We start from the raw sequence: 20,070 nt of genomic DNA, 5'->3' as shown, positions 1-20,070 counted from the left end.
AGGTATTCGTCGGGAGGCTGTCCGGGGCGCATGACAGACTTAGAGCCATGGACCACGGCAGCCTTAAGAACCCTCACAGCAACCCACCCCTAAACCCCAACCACGATCTCGAAAAACGCCTCGGAGCCAGCGGTAAACCGAAGGTACGGCTGGGCCAGCCCACGGATGGAATTCAGCCCACGGAGGTTTTCGACGGCCTGGCCGGAGCCCTAGTTGAGGGCTCGGCGCAGGTGGATTACTCGCAGCCCTATGCGATCCTCGGCGGGCCGGGCACGGGCAAGACGTCCCTGTTGATCTCCGCGGCGCGGAACTTCCTGCTGCAGGGGGGATCGGCGTCCGAAATAATGTTCTTCGCGCCGTCGAAGGAGGCGGCGACGGCCGTGCGCGCGGCGCTGTACCAGCGCATGGCGGGTGAGGGCGACTACGCTGCGTCCGGCACGTTTGTGCGTTCGGTGCACTCGTGGGCTTTTGCGTTCTATCGCAGCGTGCAGACTCTGCGCGGGCAGAAGCAGCCGCGGTTGATTACGGGCGCGGAACACGACATGCAGATTCGCGAGATCCTGCGGGGCACCGAGGAGGACGGTAATCGGTACTGGCCCGCCAACGTCGTACCCGCGCTGAGCTACGCGGGCTTTGCCCAGCAGCTGCGTGATTTGCTGCTGCGTGCCACCGAGCGTGGTCTATCAGCCCAGCAGCTGCAGCAGCTAGGGGTCGAACACAACCGCCCGATGTGGGAGGCTGCGGGGCGCTTCCAGGAGGAATACCAGCAGGTCCAGCGCCTGAGCCGCTCGGAGAGCCTGAACGCTTCCGAGCTACTGCACGCGACCCTGGCCGCCTTTGAGAAGCCGGAGGGCGAGCAGCTGGTCGAGCGGCAGCGGGAGAAGGTGAAGCTGCTACTAGTCGACGATGCGCACAACCTGGACCCGGCCTCCGCCCGGCTGATCGAGAGCTTCATGGTGCCGGGGACCCGGACCCTCATCGCAGGCGATCCGGACCAGTGCGTGTTCCACTTCCGCGGTGCGGACGAGGCTTTCCTGGACTCCTACTCGCAGGATCCGGACCACCGGGTGGTTTTGAGCGCTTCTTATCGTTTGACGCCACCTGCGGCCCAGTCCGTGAACGCTCTCCGTAGGCACTTGGGAGCTCAGCCGAGCCGCGTGGAGCTGCGCTCTGCGGGTACTAGTGACAGTGCCATTTCGAGCGCGCGGGCAGATGGCAGCTCCGCAGGCGTCGATTCTGTGCAGGTGACGATCACCCCGACAGAGACCGCGGAACGCCTGAAGATCGTGGATGTGGTGCGGCGCGCGCACATCGAACAACAGGTCGCGTGGGATGACATCGCGGTGATCGTGCGCGGCACCGGCAGCATCGCGCGGGTGCGCAGGACGCTGATGGCCTACGGTGTGCCGGTGAAGGTGGACCCGACCTCCGTGGTGCTGGCGGAACAACCCTTGGTGCGGATGTTGCTGCTGGCCGCGGAGGCGAGCTACCGGAACCTCACGGTGGCGGAGATGCACAGTGTGCTGGAAGGCAGCGTGGGTGGCGCGGACCCGGTAATGGTGCGCCGCGTGCACCGTGCGGTGGCGCTGGCCATCCGCTCCGCGCAGGTGGCCGGGCAGACGTTGCGGGCCCACGAGGACGGCAGGCCCTTCCAGGCCGCGGACTACGTCACGGAGCTGCTGAATCACCCCGACGATCCGGACAATCAGTGGATTCTTGGCCACTGCGGACCCCGCGAGCAGGAGGTCATCCAGCGCGTGTCCACGGTCTTGGAGGCCGGACGGCAAGCGTGGAAGAACCGCCAGGGCACGGAGATGGTGCTGTGGAAGATCTGGCAGGCCACCAAGCTGGACATGCACCTGCGTGCGCAAGCGCTGAAGGGCGGATCGCTTGGCGCGCAAGCCGACGCGGACCTGGACGCAGTGATGAGCCTGTTTGATATTTTGGGCGACTTCGCGGAGCGCAACCCGCACGCAGAGACGCAGAGCTTTGTAGAAAACCTCCGTGCCCAGAAAGTGCCAACCGGCGGGCGCGACCAGCGCGGCGTGCGCGCCGGGGCAGTAGAGATTCTGCCTGCCCACGCGGCTGCAGGGCGCCAGTGGAAGGTAGTGGCCATCGCCGGAGTGCAAGAAGGCGAGTGGCCGACCGGCCCGACCGTCGGCGGGCTTTTCGGCCAACTGGAGCTTGTGGATCTGCTGGATCGAGGGATTGACCCGAGCGTGCCGGTGGCGCGCATCAACGATGCCATCGAGGAGGAGCGCAGGCTCTTCCTGCTGGCACTCAGCCGCGCTACCGATAGTGTGCACGTGACCTGCGTGCGGAACTCCGGCGATGAGGCGCTGGTTCCCTCAAGGTTCATCGCCGAGATGGGTGTGGAGCCCACGGAACTGGCTACAACCGACGAGGCGCAAGCTGCAGCGGGGAGCAAGGTCTCTGGCTCCGGGGCGGGCGCTTTGCCGCGCGTGCTGGCCATCGAATCGTTGCTGGCGGAGCTGCGCGATGCCGTCACCGACCTTAACCGCCCCGGCCACGAACGACGTGCGGCAGCACGGAATCTGGCCAAGATGGCGCAGGCCGGGGTGCACGGTGCAGATCCCGAAGATTGGTGGGGAATGGCGGAACCCTCCACGGACGCGCGCGTGCTGGCCGGCGACAAGATCCGATTGAGCCCTTCCAAGCTGGAGAGCTGGAGCACCTGCGCGCTGCGCACCTTCCTGGACAGCAACGGAGGGGTGAGCGAATCCACCGAGCCGATGCGCGTGGGCATCTTCATTCACGCCATCGCCGAGCAAATTGTGCAGGGCATGGATCTCGACGAGGCGCAGCTGGCCGTCCGGGAAATCCTTCCGCACGTGCTGGACGGACCAGCGTGGAAGGATGCGCACACGGCGGCGCGCTGGGAAGATGGCGTCAAAAGGCTACACGACTTCATTGCCAGCTACAGGGGCCAAGAGCTCGAGACCGAGCGAACGCTACGGGCGCGCGTCGGACAGACTGCCGACGGGGTTGAGGTGACGCTGAGCGGGCGCGCCGACCTGCTGGTGACGAACCCGGAGGACGGGCTGACGCAGGTGATCGACTTCAAGACCAGCAAAAACGCAGTTTCGAAGAAAACTGCCGCGGAGAGCCCGCAGCTGAGTGCTTACCAGTTCCTGCTGACGCTGAACGAGCACCCGGGAGGCGGCGGGCAAAAGTACCGCCCCGGCGATGCATTGCTGGTGTATCCGGCGGCTCAGACCAAGAGGATTACCGAAAGAAAGCAGGTACAGCTGACGGAAGAACAACTGAGCGGAGTACACGACCAACTTATGGAGATCGCACCGGTGACAGCGGGGCCGATATACCTGGCCACACCGAATGACGGCTGTAGGTATTGCGCCTTCAAGGCGATCTGCCCCGCGCAGGACGAAGGGAACCAGGTGATTTAAATGGATAGCAACCGACACATCTTCAGCCCTCAGGAGCTATCCCAGCTGATGGGGCAGAAGTTCGCCCCAACCGACGAGCAGGCGGACGTTATCCAGGCCGGGCCGTTCGGCAACTTCCTGGTCGTCGCCGGCGCCGGCGCGGGTAAGACCGAAACCATGGCGGCGCGCGCCGTGTGGATGGTGGCCAACGGCTACGCCCGGCCCGAGCAGATCCTAGGCCTGACCTTTACCCGCAAGGCCGCGGCCGAGCTGGGCGAGCGCATCCGCCAGCGCCTGCAAACCTTGGCGGAAAGCGCCTTCATGGACCAACTGTCGGCAGATGATCCGCGGCGGGAGGCGCTAAAGAACATTGCGCCGGCGGTGGCGACCTACGACTCCTATGCGGGAGACATCGTCCGCGAGTACGGCCTGTTGATCCCCTCGGAGCCAGCCGCCCGGCTCATTACGGACGCAGAACGGTGGATGGTGGCCCGCGACGTGGTGGTCAACTCTGGTGGCTCATTAAGCGCGCAAAAGACTGTTCCCAGCGTGATCGCCGACGTGTGCGCTCTGTCGGATGAGATGGATAATCACCTGACCAGCATCGAAAAGGTCGAGGAGGAAAGCACGGCGGCGAAGGAGCTGCTGGAGGGACTGTCCGCGGAGAAGATCAGTAGCGAAGTCGCCAAAGAAAACGCCAAGTTCCTTAAGGCTCAGCAATATCGCACCGAGCTGCTGACGCTGGTGCAGCAGTTCCGCGAAACCCTGCAGGAGCGCGATCTGCTAACTTTCGGCCAGCAGATGAGCAAGGCAGCGCAGCTCGTGCGCGCTCACGAGATAGTGGGGCAGGACCAGCGGGGCCGTTTCCGCGTGGTGATGCTGGACGAGTACCAGGACACCGGCCACGCCCAGCGCATAATGCTGCAGTCGTTGTTCGGCGGCGAAAAAGAAAGCGATGGTGAGTTTTCCGCGATGGCGGTGGGCGACCCCATGCAGTCGATCTACCTATTCCGCGGGGCGACGGCCTCCAACCTAGAGAATTTCCGCACCGATTTCCCCGATGCGAACGGCAAGCCCGCCGAAAAGCTGCAGCTGCTAACCTCCTGGCGCAACCCCACCATGGTGCTGGACATGGCCAACAAGATCTCCACGTGGTCCATGGAACGCAGCACCGAAAGCACCGGGCGCCTGGTCTCCGAACTACGCCCGCGCCCCGGTGCTGCGGAAGGCGAGACGGCGGTGGCCTTCTTCGACGAGAGGGAGCAGGAACTCGACTGGCTGGCCGACAAGCTGCAGGCGCAGTGGGAGGACTACCAACGGAAACTGGAGATGGCCGACGACCCGACTAGGGTCAAGCCCTTTTCCGCCGCTGTGCTGGTGACGGTGAACAAGGACGCAGTGCCGATCTACGAAAAACTAGTAGAGCGCGGGGTGCCCGCGGACATGACAGCCGGGCCGGGGCTGCTGGACATTCCCGAGGTCGCGGACGTGTTCGCCACCCTGCGGGTGCTGGTGGATCCGACGGATGACGTGGCGCTGTTGCGCCTCTTGACCGGCCCGCGGTGGAACATCGGTGCAGCCGACCTTGCCATTCTTACGCGCCGGGCAGAGCAGATCGCCCAACGCGAGGCCGGGGAAGCGGGTGCCGTCGACGACGCTGCAATGGAACGGCAGCGTCAGGAAAACATCGAGCTGCTCCGCACTCCTGGAGTGCGCGACGAGCTGATCGAGGCAGTGCTGGAGGCTATTCCGAATGCCACGGAGTTCTCCGTGGGGCTGATCGATGCGCTCGCCGACCTGACCGACGCCGAGGAGATGGGCATGTCGGCCGAGGGAGCGAAGCGACTTGCACTGCTAGGCCGGGAACTCGGTTACTTGCGCCGCCACAGCCTGGGCAAGAACCTGCCGGACCTGGTGGCGGACATCGAGAAGATGCTGGGAGTCCGCACGGAAGTCCTCACCCGTTGGCATCGGCACCCCGAGGAGTCGATCGGCACCAGCCACCTGGATAAGTTCGCACAGATTGTGCGAGACGTTTCCCGCGCCGGTACCACCACCCCTAAGGCATTGGCGGAGTACCTAATGGCGGCTCAATCGGAGGAAGGTGGATTGGACCCAGGAGAGGTGCAGAAAAAGGACAACACCGTGCAGATCCTCACCGTTCACAAGGCCAAGGGGCTGGAATGGGACATCGTCGCCGTGCCGCACGCCTCACGCGAACGTTATGGAGACTACTCCCAGCCACGGAGCGAATCCGCGTGGACCACCAACGCAAGGGTCATGCCGAGCAGTCTGCGCGGCGATGCCGGTGACTATCCGGGTGCGTATCCGGCGTTCTCGACGGGCCATGTGGAAGAACGAAAACTCAACGACCGAGAGGAGCACAAGAAGGCATACGACGAGTTTAACCTCCAGGTCAAACGCTTCCGGGCGAAGGAAAACGACCGCCTGTTCTACGTGGCCATCACCCGTTCCGAGCGGGTGTTGTACGTCAGCGGTTCGGCCTTTAAGACGTTCACGGTCAGAGGTAACGACCCATCCATTTGCCTGACCCTGCTGCGCGAGCACCTCGAGAAAAGTGGCGCTATAGATTGCGTGGAGCACTGGTCCGACATGGGCAAGTACTACTCGAAGTTGGACGAGAAGCTGGAAAACTCGGATCTTCCTGTAGAAGACAAGTATTTGCTTCCCACCCCGCAGCTCAATGGCGAGCGCCTGGACTTTCAAGAGGATCGCAAAGAACGAGATGCCGTCGTCTCCATCGGCGCTAGCTGGCCCAGTCCCGCGTCCGCAATGGCGACCCCTGGTGTGGCCGAAGCCGCCGAGCAGGTGCGCAAGGAAATCGCGGCTCTGCCCGCGCAACGTGCAGTAGACGCCCGACGTGCACAGCACCAGCCCGAGCCAGGCGCCACTGCGAGCGAAGCGCCGACCACCCTCGCCGAGGCCTGGGATCTCGAGACGAACCTGCTGCTCGAGGAGTTCTCGGCAATGGACAATGCCGAGCTGGTGGTTCCGCTGAACGTCCGCATGACGGCCACCGAAGCCGTGAGCTTGCGCAAGGACGACCAGGAGTTCGCCCTGCGTGCCCGCCGGCCTATTCCGTTGGAACCGAAGCCCTATGCCAAGCGCGGCACCGCCTTCCACAACTGGGTGGAGGAACGCTACAAGCAGGTCAGCCTGCTGGACGAAGAACAACTCCCCGGTGCTTCCGACGCAACCCTGGAGGACCCATATCTTGAAACTCTCAAGGAGGCCTTCTTACGTTCCGAGTGGGCCGACCGCCAACCCGAGAGCGTGGAAGGGGCGTACTCCGTCACCATCGGCGGCCACGTGTTCGAAGGCCGAATCGATGCGGTCTTCCACGACGGAACTGACCCCACCGACGGCTGGATCGTCGTGGACTGGAAGACCGGACGCAAACCCACCGGCGCGGACATGGACGCAGCCGCCATGCAGCTGGCCGTCTACCGGCTCGCCTGGGCCAAACTGCTCAGTGCGAAACTGGGGGTGGAGGTGCCCGCCGAGAACGTCCGGGCTGCGTTCCACTATGTCGCGGCAAATGAAACCTATGAACCGCGTACACTACTGTCTGCAGACGAGCTCGAAGGGATGCTTGGGGGCGTCACCAAAAAGACCACCCAAGGCAACCACGAGCAGTGACGAGAGGACGTAGATGAAGTACCGGCTGCGCGAGCGCTTCCGCGCCGACGATGAAGTCGATGAGCTACCGCCGCACGCGCTAATCAACATCGTCCGTATCCCGAGTTCAGTGATCCAAAGCCCCTGGTGGCTGATCATCCGGCGAATGTTCTACGCCTTCCTGCTGATAATGCTTGTCGCCGTGTTGGCCTACCTTGACCGGGATGCGTACGAGGGGATGGAAACGTTTGTAGACGCCCTGTACTACTCGTCGGTATCCCTGTCGACCACGGGCTACGGCGATGTCTCGCCGCAGACGCAAAATGCGCGGCTCGTCAACATCCTCATCATTACCCCGGCCCGTCTGATCTTCCTGATCCTGCTGGTCGGTACTACGCTGTCCGTCCTTACCGAAGAGTCCCGCAAGACTTTCAACATTCGCCGCTGGAGGAAGAAAATGCGCAACCACACCATCGTCATCGGCTATGGCACCAAGGGGCGCTCCGCCATCGCAGCACTCTTGGCCGACGGCGTGTCGCCCTCGCAGATCGTGGTTGTGGATACGGACCGCGAGGTGCTGGACCAGGCCTCCGCACAAGGACTGGTGACCGTGCAGGGCTCCGCCACCCGGTCCGACGTGCTGAAGCTCGCCGGCGTTAATCGTGCCCGCGCCGTCGTTGTGGCGCCGAACCAGGACGATACCGCCGTGCTGATCACTCTGTCGGTACGCGAGATCGCCCCGGCCGCAACCATCGTCGCCAGCGTGCGCGAATCCGATAACTCGCACCTGCTCCGCCAGTCCGGCGCGGACTCCGTGGTGATTTCCTCCGAAACAGCGGGCCGCCTGATGGGTCTGGCGACCGTCACCCCGTCGGTGACGGAAATGATGGAGGATCTGCTGTCCCCAGACGAAGGCTTCTCCATCGCCGAGCGACTGGTCAGCGAAGAGGAAGTCGGCGGCAACCCGCGCGTGCTGGAAGACGTCGTGCTGGGTGTGGTGCGCTCCGGCGAGCTGTACCGCATCGATTCCTCCGAGGCGGAGACGATCGAACCGGGCGACCGCGTGCTGTACGTGCGCTCTAACCCAGGAGCCGACGACATCCTCGGCGCGAAGTAGGGGTGCTTTAAGTGAGCTCCCTGCTGGACGGACTGGATCCGGAACAGGCAAGAGCTGCCTCGGCCCCACGCGGGCCGGTCAGCATCATCGCCGGCGCCGGTACCGGTAAGACCCGCACCATTACCCACCGCATTGCCCACCTCGTGGACGGCGGGTTTGTAAACCCCGACCACGTTCTGGCCGTCACCTTCACCGCCCGCGCCGCCGCGGAGCTGCGCGAGCGCCTGGCGCTCATGAACATCCCCAAGGTACAGGCCAAGACCTTCCACGCTGCGGCGATGCGACAGCTGAAATACTTCTGGCCCGCCTACGCGGGCGACCTGCCGTGGACGTTGCTGGACAACAAGTTCCGCATCGTCTCCCGCGCCGCCCGGGCCGTGGGAGTGGAAACCAGCACCACGATGCTGGCCGACCTGATCGGGGAGATCGAATGGGCGAAATCCTCCCTGATCAGCGCGGAAGACTACCCGGAATACGTCGAGCCCCGGCGCCGCGACTGCCCAGTGGATCCCAAGGCATTCGTCAAGGTTTTCCAGGGCTACGAGAGCATGAAGGCCACGCCAGAGGGCATGCTGTTAGACTTTGACGACCTGCTGCTGCACATGGCGGCAGCCATCGAATCCAACACGGGTATCGCAGACGAGTTCCGCTCCCGCTACCGCACCTTCGTCGTCGACGAGTACCAGGACGTCACGCCCCTGCAGCAGCGGGTTCTGGACGCCTGGGTGGGCGACCGCGACGACCTGACTGTGGTGGGCGATGCCAACCAGACGATCTACAGCTTCAACGGCGCCACCCCGGAGTACCTACTGGACTTCACCACCAAGTACCCGGAATCCACCACCGTGCGCCTGTACCGCGACTACCGCTCCACCCCGCAGGTCGTGGACCTGGCGAACAACGTCATTGGCAAGGCGAAGGGGCGTGTGGCGGGCACTCGCCTGAAGTTGGAAGGCCAGCGCCCCGCAGGTCCGCTCCCGCAGTTCCACGAGTACCCGGACGAGCCCGCCGAAGCCGTGGCGGTGGTTAAGGAAATCCAGTCGCTCATCAGCAAGGGCGTGGAACCTGCGAACATCGCGATCCTGTACCGCATCAACTCGCAGTCGGCGAACTACGAATACGAGCTGGAGCAGGCCGGAATCGGCTACCAGGTCAAGGGCGGCGAGGGCTTCTTCAAACGCACCGAAATCCGCGAGGGTATGAATGCCATCATCGCCGCGGCGAAGAAGTACGACCCAGCCCCGGAGGACGTGCCCGATGCTGTCCGCGCCGCCCTCGTCCCCGTCGGCCTGACTACCACCGAACCCTCCGGCTCGCAGGAACGCGCCCGCTGGCAGTCCCTGCAGGCGCTGTTCGATCTGGTGAAGGAGATCACCTCCAGCGCCGCCGAGCCCTTAAGCATGCCGGGTGTGGTGGCGCTGCTGAAGGAGCGCATGAGCGCGAAGAACCCGCCGAAGTTCCAGGGGGTCACTCTCGCCAGCATCCACGCCGCCAAGGGCCTGGAGTGGGACGCGGTGTTCCTCGTCGGCCTGAACGAAGGCACCCTGCCGATCCGCCATGCGCTCAAGGGGGCAGGCGCGGAGGAGGCCATCGAGGAGGAGCGCCGCCTGTTCTATGTCGGCATCACCCGCGCCCGCGAGCACCTGCATCTCAGCTGGTCGCTCGCGCGCCAAGAGGGGTCGAAGGCGAACCGCCACCGCACCCGCTTCCTCGATGGGCTGGTTCCGCAGGAGGAAGCAGCCGCCGCCCAGCGCCGCTCTGGCAGCGGAGGCTCCCGCGAGAGGCTTGGCGCGCCGAAGAACGCCTGCGTCGTCTGCGGCGCTCGCCTGGGCAGCCCCGAACTGAAGATCCTCGGCCGCTGCGGCCAGCACGCCCCCGAAACCGACCACCTTTTGCTCACTGAGCTGCGCGATTGGCGTATTGCCCAGGCGAAAGACAAGGCGGTGCCGGCGTATGTCATTTTTACCGACGCCACGTTGCGCGCCATCGCCGAGAAGCTGCCCACCACGTCTGACCAGTTGTTGGCTGTGCCGGGCATAGGCCCGGTGAAGGTCCAGGAGTTCGGTGAGGACGTGCTGGCGATCGTCAGCAACTATGCCTAGCTAGACCCGCACCGCCCGGCAGGATAGACAGCTGTCGTTGAAGGGCACCTGATAGGTCTGCACGGCCCCGGTGGCAAAGTCCACCAGCCGCCGTTGCTTCAGGACTTCCGGGATCTCCGGCTCCTCCGGCGGGGGCTCCTGCTGGAGCCGCGCCATCCGGCGTGTGCGGATGAAGTCCTTGTGTGCCCGCCACCAGGGCAGCACATGTTCGTTCAGCATCATCGCCAGCTGCGTGGAGGCTGCCTGGATGAGGTGCCGCTCCGTGCTGCCGGGCCTACCCGTGGCCTGCAGTCGAACTCCGCGCCAGCCATCGTCAATCTTCCCGTAGTAGCTATCCATACAGGCCAGACACGGAGTAACACCCGGGACCACCAGCGGCCCCAGCACGGTTTTCCCGTCCACGATGCCCGCGGGGTAGTGGGCCACGCGGTTGACCATCAGTGCGTGCTGCACGTCCGGGGTGGGGAACACCGCGCCGGGGAGGGCTATCAGCGAACGTCGAGCCTCGCTGGGGGTGGAGGTGATGCGGTAGCTTAAGCCCAGCGCCTCCAGCACGGGTTCCAGCCGCTCGCTGGCCACGCCGGAGGCCAGGACGTGGAAGTCCACGTTCCCCTGGGAAGGCCGCAGGATCCTGGCTTGCATCATCTCGGAGAGCATCAACCGCGCATCCTCAGATTCCAGCCCGCAGTAGCCCAGCTTCTGGTGCAGTTCGTCGAAACCGATTCCCACGCGGGCCAGGGCGAACACGTGTGCCACCTGGCCAGGGTTCACGCTTTTCGGCAGCGGCAGGATCATCGATTCGTGCGGCAGCACCCCGAACTGCAGGCCGATCGTCGGCCTGGCCAGGATGGCTGTGCTCGACGGCAAGTTAAGCTCTAGCATGATTGCATTCCCCTAAACCCCTGTCACCTTAGATCCCCAGTGCGACAGCCTGCGCTCCCCATGCGCGCTGTGCAGTCGCCTTTCACCCTAGCAGCGCAGCATCGTCCTCGCTGGTGGAAAGGTTGTTCCGATGGCCCCCTCCTTCCGCTCCCAGGCGATCGACCCGCAGCGGTTGGCCCGCGAGGTGCAGGAGGATCTTGCGACCCACCTGGGGTCAGACTCCACGGTTCCGCCCATCACCATCCGCCTGTCCACCCGGCGCAAGAAGACAGTTGCGGTGCGGGAAGAAGGCGATGGGTTCTTGGTCATGTCGCCCGCGGCCATCGGAGAGGCCGAGCTGCGCAGAATCAGCGTAGAGCTGGTGGGTAAGGCGCTGAAGAGTCGGCGTCAAACAATGGGCAACAAGGAGTTAGCAGCGCGGGCGGTGCAGCTCAACGACAAGTACCTCGGCGGCCGGGCGACAATCGGGGAGATCAAGTTCGTCACGAACATGAACACGCGCTGGGGCAGCTGCTCGGTGCAGTCCAAGCGCATCCGGATCGCCCACCAGTTGCAGGAAGTGCCCGGCTACGTGCTGGATGCGGTGATTATCCACGAGCTGATCCACACGTTCGTGCCGAATCACGGCCCGGAGTTTCGTAAATGGGAGGCGCGCACCCCGGAGCTGGAGAAGGCGCAGGGCTACCTGGAGGCTTTTAAGCGCTGGGGGATGCGCGGCTAGCTACTCTTTGTCGCTGTCGTCGTTCTCGCCGGCGCCGTCTTCGCCGTCTTCGTCGCCGCGATTTTCGTTGAGCTCCCGCTCCAGCTTCTCGATCTCGCTGATGGGGTTGAAGTCCTCCATCTCGTCCTCGTCGAAAGCCACGCTGCTGATGAAGGCCGCCGGGTTGTCCAGGTCGGAGGCCACGGGAAGGAAGTCGGGGTGGTCCCACACGCCGTCGCGCTTAGTGACGCCCACCGCATCATCCAGCTTGCGCCACAGCTCGGCTGCCTCGTTTGCCTTCGGAGCAGTGAAGCTGATTCCGACGGCCTTAGTCAGCGCATCCATGGCGGGGGAGCCGTTGTTGCGGAACTCGGACCAGGCCGCACCGATCATGGCCGCGCCGGGGATGCGCGAATTCAAGGCGGAGCCCACGACATAATCCACCCAGCCCTCGATGAGCGACAGGCTGGTTTCCAGGCGTTCGCGGGCATGGGCGTTGGTGGAGACGACCTGGGGGGAGAGATCCTGGCCCTGCATCCGCTCCATCATCTCCTGCATCTTCGCCGGATCGTTCATGGATTCCGGGGTGATCTCCCGGGTGGCTTCCTCAATGGCGGAGTAGTCCAGCGACAGGCCGGCGGCGAACTCCTCGACGTCCAGGATGAGGCGCTCCACCAGCCACGGGACGTGCTTGAACAGGCGCAGATGCGCGGCCTCGCGGGCGGCCAGGTAGATCAGTGCCTCGCGGGGCTCGCAGCCCAACTTCTTGGCCATGGAATCCAGGTGTTCGGTTGCGATGGCGGCGGTATCGCCCTCGGCCAGCGGCACGCCCCACTGGGTGGAAAGCACCACGTCGGTGGCCATCGCGCCCAGGGTGTTGCCCAACTGGGCGCCGAAGTTCATGGCGTTGATTTGCTTCATCATTCCCGCCAGCGGGCCGAGCTGGCTGCGCATTTCCTCCGGCACGCCACCCAGGGCAGCGTCGCCGAGCTTGTCGGCCAGGGGAGTGACCACGCGCTTCCACGTTTCGAAGGTTTCGTCCAGCCACTGCGCCGGGCCGAAGGCCACGGAGCCGGAGGCGCCCGCGGGCAGGTTGGTGGCCTCGTCCAGCCACAGCTCGGCCAGACGAACGGAATCGGCTACCGCCTGCGAGTCGTTCTGGCTGGGGCGGGTGTCCTTGTTAGTGGCGGCGATCCGCTGGCGCGCGGTGCGCTTGGCCAGCCCGTAGTTGACCGGCCCCCGGCCCTCGGCACTGTTCATGTCTGTACCGAATCCGGAGAGCATGGAACCAAACTGGTTCAGGATGTCGCCCAGGTTGCCTGCCCCCATGTTGCCCGCGCCGCCGTTCATACCGCCGGCGCCGCCGCCCATGGGGCCGCCGAAGAAGAAGCCGAACGGGTTGTTCTGGTTCCCGTTTTCGTCGCGGTTGTTGTCGCCGTCTTTATCGCCGTCTTTGTCGCGGTCGTCATCGGAATCGTGCGGGCCGTGGAAGCCAAAACCGAATTTACTCATGTACCCCACCGTACCGACTGTTGCAGGGTGAAAACGACCTCGAAAGGCCGCAAAGGCGCCTATTTGCGTGTGCTGAGAGCGAACAGGGTTCGGCCTGTGCCGGGGTGGGCAAACCGGGCCGGTGAAGCATGTAAAGTTGGGCGGGTGAAATTCTGGAACAGGCGAAATCGCACCATCGTCGTGGGCGCAGTGCCCGTCGTGGCGATCTTTTCCCTCCTTGGACTGCCGTCGATCCCCGGCACCAACATTGACTTGACCGTCCCCTATGCAGCCGAGGGGAACGGGCCGACGTTCAATACTCTGGGCGAGATCGATGGCCAGGAGGTCGTAGATATCAGTGGCGCGAAGACTCACCCAACCAGCGGAAACCTCAACATGACCACCGTGTCCGTCCGCACGAGCATGACGTTGCCACAGGCCTTGAAGCGCTGGATCTCCACGGACGACACCCTGGTGCCGATTGAGCATGTATTCCCCTCAGGCAAGTCTTCGGAGGAAGTACAGCGCCAGAATGCCGCCGCTTTCGCCAATTCGGAGTCCAACGCCACGATTTCGGCGATGAACCACCTGGACAAGCCCCTGGAGACCATGGCGCTGGAGATCTCCGAGGATTCCCCCGCACAGGGCAAGATCGAGGTCAACGACATCATCACCAAGGTCGATGGGGAGAAGATCACGCTGCCCAGCGAACTGTCCGACAAAATCAAGGGCTACAAGCCGGGTGATGAGGTCACCGTCACCGTCAAGCGCCAGGAGAAGGACAAGGACATCAAGGTCAAGCTCGCCGAACTACCGGAGGAGGTGCGTGGCGACCATCCGAAGGACACTGCCTTCCTCGGCGTGACGGCCGTTGCTCAGCCGGGCGGTGACATCAAGGTGGAGTACAACCTGACCGACATCGGCGGCCCGTCCGCCGGACTGATGTTCTCTATGGCGGTCGTCGACAAGCTGACGCCCGAGGAACTGACAGGTGGGAAGTTCGTCGCCGGCACCGGAACTATTGACGCCGCAGGCAAGGTCGGCCCGATTGGTGGCATCACTCACAAGATCGCCGCTGCCAAGGGAGCCGGTGCAGAGGTGTTCCTAGTGCCGGCGCAGAACTGCGCCGAAGCGGTCCACGAGCCGCCGGAGGGGATCACCCTGCTGAAAGTCGATACGCTCGACGATGCGATCAAGGACCTTCAGGATTACAACGACGGCAAGCAGGCCGATACCTGCAAGTAGCCAAGTAGCGTTTACAGGTAGGGCCTATTCATCAGCCTCGAAGGTGGCGCGCAGGGTGTGAATTACGCCGGGGGCGATGTCGTCCCCGCCGAGCAGCTGCACCTTGTCCTGGCCGAAGGGATCTTCCGCAAGCTCCTCCTCGCTGGGGCGGAGCTGGATAAGGGAACGCTCGGGGCCGGAAAAGTCGGCGTCACAAAGAATTCCGCTGAACAAACGAGCCTGGCGCGGGGCAGGGTCCGCACCGGACGCGGCGTTGGAGAAGGTGATCTCCTGGGCGAGGATCGCCCCGACGACGGGGGCGGGCCAGCGGATGGTGGCGAGGAACTGGCCAAGTTCCTCACTGCCAGGGCGGATATGCTCCGGGATGTCCTCCTGCACCACCAGGGCCAATGGGTTGGCCGGGGCATCGTCGTCGAAGGCCTGGGGCGCGGCATCGGCGATTAGCGAGGCCGGAACCAGGGCAAAAAGGGTGGCCGGTTGATCCCAGCCCTCGGCCTGCACGAAGTCCACGGCCTCGCGCAGAGCTGCGTTGAGCACGCGCTCGTCCTGCAGATCGACGTTCGGGGAGGAATCGGGAGAGGTCATTCGTGATGCCTTTCTTTCGTTGGGGGATGGGTTGGGGTTTGTTATGAGGCTTTAAGAATTGTACGTATCCTGGTAGAAACATCGCGATCAGCGATACCCACAGGTGCGATTAGCAGGAGAGTATTTAAGCCTTGAGCACGCCCACGCCACCGTCTTCGGGTCGCCCGAAGCAGCCGTTCCCGTCCACCCCAGGGTCGAGCAGGCGCTCGAAATTCCTGGGGATCCTGGTGGCAGCCATCGCCATCATGATCTTCATCGTGCCGGTGGTGGTGAGCACGTACACCGACTTCGCCTGGTTCCGCAGCGTGGATTACCAGGGTGTGTTCATGAATGTGATTGTGACTCGACTGGTGCTCTTCGCAGTCTTTGGACTGATCGGTGCACTGATCTCCTGGCTGGCCGCGTATCTGGCTTACCGGGCGCGGCCGGACGAGATCGAATCCCTGGGAACCTCCTCGCCCCTGGCTGAGTACCGACCGCTGATCCGCCGCAACATGCGCCCCTTCCTGGTGGGCATTCCGCTGTTCGTGGGTGTGATCACCGGCATGATCGTGCAATCCAACTGGCGTTCGGTGCTGTTATTCCTGAACGGGTCGAACTTTGGCGTGCACGATCCGCAGTTCGACAAGGACTTGGGTTTTTACGCCTTTAATCTGCCTTTCCTGCAGATGCTGGTCTCCACCTTCAGCGTGCTGCTGATCCTGGCCTTTGTGATCAACGGCATTGGCCACTACCTGCTGGGATCCATCACGACGGGTAACCCGCGGGTGGGGGAGAAAGCCTCTATCTCTACGAATGCCCGCCGTCAGCTGGCGGTCATTGCCGGTGCATGGATGTTGCTTAAGGCAGTCGGCTACTGGTTCGACCGCTACGGGTTGCTTACCCGTTCGCACGAAACCTTCACGGGTGCCTCCTACACGGACGTCAACGCTGTACTGCCTGCACAGATTGTGCTGCTGGTGATCTCGATCTTCGTGGCAGCCATGTTCTTCATAACGATTGTTCTCCGCGACCTGCGCATCCCGGCGCTGGCGGTGGCGTTGATGGTGGGTTCTTCGCTGACCGTGGGGCTGGCGTGGCCTGCGATGCTGGAGCAGTTCTCCGTCAACCCGAACCGTGCGGAGAAGGAGCGCGAGTACATCGCCCGCAACATCGAGGCTACCCGGTACGCCTACGGCATTGGTGACGACAAGGTCACCTACGACCGTGACTGGGGTGCTGCTGGAGATGCGGCCTCGAAGGAGCAGAAGAAGGCCGTTGCGGACGACTCCGCCACCCTCTCTAACGTGCGCCTGCTGGACCCGGAGGTGCTGAGCCCGACGTTCACCCAGCAACAGCAGCTGCGTAACTTCTACGGGTTCCCGGACGAGCTGGCGATCGATCGCTACGAGGTGGACGGCAAGATGCGCGACTTTGTAGTTGCCGCCCGCGAGCTGAACCCGAACACCCTGGACGGCAACCAGAACGACTGGATCAACCGCCACACGGTCTACACCCACGGCAACGGCTTTGTAGCAGCCCCAGCCCGCAAGGTGGATGAGGTCGCCCGCGACGTCGGCTCTGCCCGCGGTGGCTACCCGGTCTACACGGTCGCGGATCTGCAGTCGATGCAGTCCGGTAAGCAGGGCGGCGAGCTGGAACTGGATATTAAGCAGCCGCGCATCTACTTCGGTCCGGTTATTGCTTCGTCGAACCAGAACAACTCTGACTACGCGATCGTCGGCAATTCCGAGGGTGAACCGTTGGAGTACGATACCGACGCATCCAATTACACCTACACCGGCACCGGTGGTGTGGATGTCTCTAACTACTTCAACCGCCTAATGTTCTCGGCCCACTTCGAGTCGATGAACATGTTGCTGACGGACCGTATTGGTGAGGGCTCGAAGATTCTTTACGAGCGCGACCCCCGCGAGCGTGTGCACAAGGTTGCTCCGTGGCTGACCACGGATTCCAAGACCTATCCGATCGTTATTGACGGCCGTGTGAAGTGGGTCGTTGACGGTTACACGACGTTGAATAACCTGCCCTACTCCGAGCGGATTGGGCTCACTGATTCTACTGCGGACGCCCTTAATCCCGACGGCGTTAGTGAAACCCAGGTCGTCGACAATGAGGTTGGCTACATTCGCAATTCCGTGAAGGCCGTGGTCGATGCCTACGACGGTAGCGTGGATCTGTACGCCTTCGATGAATCGGACCCGGTGCTGAAGGCGTGGCGGGGCGCGTTCCCGGACGTGGTGAAGCCGCGCTCCGAGATCAGCAAGGAGCTGGAGGATCACCTGCGCTACCCGGAGGATATGTTCAAGGTGCAGCGCGAGCTCATCGCCAAGTACCACGTCTCCGACCCGGGCGTATTCTTCCAGAACGACTCTTTCTGGTCCGTGCCGACGGATCCGACGGCACCGCAGGACCGCCAAGATAATGCGCAGCCGCCGTACTACGTGGTGGCGGCTGACCCGGAGACCAACAAGCCGTCGTTCCAGCTGATTACCCCGTTCCGTGGCCTGCGCCGTGAGTTCCTGGCGGCGCACATGTCCGTGGGCTCCGACCCGGATAACTACGGACAAATCAACGTGCGAGTGTTGCCGACGGGCACGCAGACGCTGGGCCCGAACCAGGCGCAGGACACGATGATGTCCTCCGACGAGATCGCCCGCGAGCGTACCCTGCTAAAGGGCACGAACGACCTGACGAACGGTAACCTGCTGACGCTGCCGGTGGGCGACGGACAGATCCTGTACGTCGAGCCGGTGTACTCGCAGCGCAGTGGGCAGGATTCGGCCTTCCCGAAGCTGCTGCGCGTGCTGGTGAGCTACAACGGCCAGGTGGGCTATGCCCCGACCATTGCTGAGGCCCTGGACCAGGTAGGGATCAAGACGTCCTCCACTACTGACATCCAGGAGATTGACGGTTCGGTCGTTGATCCGACTAAGGATGGGGCCAAGGGTGATAAGGGCGATAAGGCCAAGGGTGCAGACAAGGACACAGACAAGTCCAAGGACGAGCAGAGCTCGGATGCGAAGGGCGCTGCCGGCAAGTCCGACGACAAGGGTACCGATACGGCTCCGGAGCAGCGCGTGCGCGATGCGATGGACAAGGTGAACAAGACCCGCGAGTCCGGCACCTTCGAGGAGTTCGGTAAGGCGCTGGACGAGCTGGATAAGGCAGTGCAGGACCTGCAGACTGAGCGCTAGTCTCTGGTGAAATCGCCTATGACCAGGCGATTTCACTTTATCCAAGCTCTGCGTTACAGTAGGGGAGTCGCTGACGCGATGGCGTACAGCACTCGTCGCGGGGTGGAGCAGCTCGGTAGCTCGCTGGGCTCATAACCCAGAGGTCGTAGGTTCGAATCCTGCCCCCGCTACAAATTGATCCCCTCGTTGGTTTAGATACCGGCGAGGGGATTTTCTCGTTGAGAAGGCCTAGTCCGGGTTAAACGACAAAATGTGTGTCTGGCTCGGCGTGTCGCGCGGGGGTTAGATTTGGCCTTTCTGGATGCCGATTGAGTGGGTGTAGTCGGTGTCGATAGCGTTGTCGTAGAGGGCTGGTCGTCCTGTTTCGTGGTCGGCTTGGTTCTCGTGTTGGGTCAGGGTGGAAACTTTGGCGAGTTGGTCCTGGCCCCAGTTGGACTGCCTGGCGATTCGTGCTGGATCGTCGGGCAGTTCGGTTTTTAAGTAGAGCCACCAATCCAGCATCCGGCGTTGTCGTTCGCCTGATCTTCCGCGGTGTGTTCTGGCAAGTAGTTTGATCTGGGAGTTGATGCCGCCTTCAAGGCTGTTGGTGGTGGATTTAATCCGGTTTTTCTCCAGCACACCTTCTGGTGGGGTGAGGTAGACAAACAGCAGGTCGGAGCGCCAGAGGTGGTTGAGGCTGTTGTAGGCCTTACGCACGTTGTGATGTGTCCACGTGCGGGTCCATGTACCTGTTTTAGGGTCTTTGACCGTGGTTTTCTCGTCCATCCAGGAACGGTAGATCGTGGAGAATTCGTGCAGTTGCGCACCCCATGCTGCTGCTTGGTCCAGGGTGGTGATCCGGGTCAGTTTCAGCGCCAGTCGGTAGATGGTGCGCCCAGCATCAGTGCGGGGACGTGAGGTGGTGTAGCGGCGTACCACGCGTTGGGCGTGCACGAGGCAACGCTGGATTTTCGTGGTGGGCCAGCACTTTTTGATCGCGCTAAACGCTCCCTGGCCGCCATCGATAACGGCGATAAGTGGGGCTTCGATGCGCTCGAGAAGTCGTTGGTAGTCGCGCGTGGTTTCGTGTTTGCACCAGTGCCAGGCGATGACATGGTCGATAGTGGCGGCAATGATCAAACAGCCGCCGGCGGTATATGTGCCGTCTAGAAACACCTGGTCGTAGACCCGCCCGATGTGTCCGATGGTTGGATCGGGTACGTCAACGAGCCAGAAGGGTTCGAAGCGGCGTTGCAGTGTGCGCGGCGAGCATCCCACACGGCTGGCAATGGTATCGAGGCTGGCGCCGGTGGTGAGATGGTCAATGAAGGCGGTAAAACCCGTGGAATTGGTGATGTCGATCCGGCGCTTCACACTCGACGCGCCGCAGTGTTTGCATCGCCACCTGGTAGTTCCTTTGCTGGTGGTGCCGTTGCGTTTCATCTCACCGCCGCAGTGGCAGCGTGGTTGGTTCTTTGACATTGCGACACCACACCACGCCGCATGTAGCACATCACTGCTGCCACACCGTGGATTTACCGTCCCGGAGCCAGATATATGCTCCTGGAGCATATATTTTCCTGAAACCTAGAGGTCAACCACTACAAATCACCGAATCCAGACACACTTTCGGGGATGCGGACGGAATCTTGGAGGATTCCATCATGAACCGCTCATACACCAAGGAGCAGCGACGCATAGCTCTGCAGGTTTACAAGCGCACTCA

At 63.1% G+C, this 20,070-nt stretch carries 11 protein-coding genes and 1 tRNA gene; 8 read left to right on the top strand and 4 right to left on the bottom strand.

Features of this window, described 5'->3' with window-relative positions; translation table 11 throughout:
• The first annotated feature begins 47 nt into the window (after window positions 1-47).
• The 4 genes from JQ46_RS01075 to JQ46_RS01060 are packed head-to-tail and all read left to right on the top strand — an operon-like array spanning window position 48 to window position 10,265.
• Window positions 48-3,428: an ATP-dependent DNA helicase gene (locus JQ46_RS01075; RefSeq protein WP_034984695.1), complete on the top strand. Its 3,381-nt coding sequence runs from the start codon at window positions 48-50 to the stop codon at window positions 3,426-3,428.
• The gene (locus tag JQ46_RS01070) at window positions 3,429-7,067 is read left to right on the top strand and encodes a UvrD-helicase domain-containing protein (RefSeq protein ID WP_034984693.1); all 3,639 of its coding nucleotides are present in this window, start codon (window positions 3,429-3,431) and stop codon (window positions 7,065-7,067) included.
• 13 nt (window positions 7,068-7,080) lie between these two features.
• Entirely contained in the window at window positions 7,081-8,163 is a 1,083-nt protein-coding gene (locus JQ46_RS01065) for a potassium channel family protein (RefSeq protein ID WP_034984689.1), read from the top strand.
• Window positions 8,164-8,174: 11 nt separating this feature from the next.
• A complete protein-coding gene (locus tag JQ46_RS01060) occupies window positions 8,175-10,265 on the top strand; it encodes an ATP-dependent DNA helicase UvrD2 (RefSeq protein WP_034984687.1) in 2,091 nt (696 codons plus the stop codon).
• Here JQ46_RS01060 and JQ46_RS01055 read toward each other — a convergent pair whose 3' ends face one another.
• Window positions 10,266-11,147 (bottom strand): hypothetical protein, encoded by an 882-nt coding sequence (locus JQ46_RS01055; protein ID WP_034984685.1) that lies wholly within the window; start codon window positions 11,145-11,147, stop codon window positions 10,266-10,268.
• Window positions 11,148-11,277: 130 nt separating this feature from the next.
• Between JQ46_RS01055 and JQ46_RS01050 the strand changes: the two genes are divergently transcribed.
• Complete coding sequence (locus JQ46_RS01050; protein WP_034984684.1) at window positions 11,278-11,868, top strand: M48 family metallopeptidase; 591 nt, start codon at window positions 11,278-11,280, stop codon at window positions 11,866-11,868.
• Here JQ46_RS01050 and JQ46_RS01045 read toward each other — a convergent pair whose 3' ends face one another.
• Entirely contained in the window at window positions 11,869-13,359 is a 1,491-nt protein-coding gene (locus JQ46_RS01045; protein WP_034984682.1) for a zinc-dependent metalloprotease, read from the bottom strand.
• A gap of 144 nt (window positions 13,360-13,503) precedes the next feature.
• On the opposite strand from JQ46_RS01045, the gene JQ46_RS01040 reads away from it, so the two are divergent.
• Window positions 13,504-14,583 (top strand): YlbL family protein, encoded by a 1,080-nt coding sequence (locus tag JQ46_RS01040; protein WP_034984681.1) that lies wholly within the window; start codon window positions 13,504-13,506, stop codon window positions 14,581-14,583.
• A 24-nt stretch (window positions 14,584-14,607) separates the two neighbouring features.
• Here JQ46_RS01040 and JQ46_RS01035 read toward each other — a convergent pair whose 3' ends face one another.
• On the bottom strand, window positions 14,608-15,168 hold the full coding sequence (locus tag JQ46_RS01035) for a PPA1309 family protein (RefSeq protein ID WP_034984679.1): 561 nt from the start codon (window positions 15,166-15,168) through the stop codon (window positions 14,608-14,610).
• A 131-nt stretch (window positions 15,169-15,299) separates the two neighbouring features.
• Between JQ46_RS01035 and JQ46_RS01030 the strand changes: the two genes are divergently transcribed.
• Window positions 15,300-18,365: a UPF0182 family protein gene (locus JQ46_RS01030; RefSeq protein ID WP_034984676.1), complete on the top strand. Its 3,066-nt coding sequence runs from the start codon at window positions 15,300-15,302 to the stop codon at window positions 18,363-18,365.
• Window positions 18,366-18,461: 96 nt separating this feature from the next.
• A tRNA-Met gene (locus tag JQ46_RS01025) sits at window positions 18,462-18,535 on the top strand.
• A 112-nt stretch (window positions 18,536-18,647) separates the two neighbouring features.
• Here JQ46_RS01025 and JQ46_RS01020 read toward each other — a convergent pair.
• Entirely contained in the window at window positions 18,648-19,826 is a 1,179-nt protein-coding gene (locus JQ46_RS01020; RefSeq protein ID WP_034984675.1) for an IS256-like element IS3507 family transposase, read from the bottom strand.
• Between the last annotated feature and the right edge of the window lie 244 nt (window positions 19,827-20,070).

It is taken from the genome of Corynebacterium jeikeium (genome assembly GCF_000738175.1).
GTDB classification, from domain to species: domain Bacteria; phylum Actinomycetota; class Actinomycetes; order Mycobacteriales; family Mycobacteriaceae; genus Corynebacterium; species Corynebacterium jeikeium_C.
Note: the sequence above shows the minus strand (reverse complement) of the source record. Positions and strands in the feature narration are given on the sequence as shown.

What these genes read in the sequence shown, in the direction of transcription:
- JQ46_RS01065 (WP_034984689.1), top strand. Translation starts at nt 7,081, where the DNA reads ATGAAGTACCGGCTGCGCGAGCGCTTCCGCGCCGACGATGAAGTCGAT.
- JQ46_RS01055 (WP_034984685.1), bottom strand. Translation starts at nt 11,147, where the DNA reads ATGCTAGAGCTTAACTTGCCGTCGAGCACAGCCATCCTGGCCAGGCCG.
- JQ46_RS01035 (WP_034984679.1), bottom strand. Translation starts at nt 15,168, where the DNA reads ATGACCTCTCCCGATTCCTCCCCGAACGTCGATCTGCAGGACGAGCGC.
- JQ46_RS01020 (WP_034984675.1), bottom strand. Translation starts at nt 19,826, where the DNA reads ATGTCAAAGAACCAACCACGCTGCCACTGCGGCGGTGAGATGAAACGC.
- JQ46_RS01045 (WP_034984682.1), bottom strand. Translation starts at nt 13,359, where the DNA reads ATGAGTAAATTCGGTTTTGGCTTCCACGGCCCGCACGATTCCGATGAC.
- JQ46_RS01070 (WP_034984693.1), top strand. Translation starts at nt 3,429, where the DNA reads ATGGATAGCAACCGACACATCTTCAGCCCTCAGGAGCTATCCCAGCTG.
- JQ46_RS01075 (WP_034984695.1), top strand. Translation starts at nt 48, where the DNA reads ATGGACCACGGCAGCCTTAAGAACCCTCACAGCAACCCACCCCTAAAC.
- JQ46_RS01050 (WP_034984684.1), top strand. Translation starts at nt 11,278, where the DNA reads ATGGCCCCCTCCTTCCGCTCCCAGGCGATCGACCCGCAGCGGTTGGCC.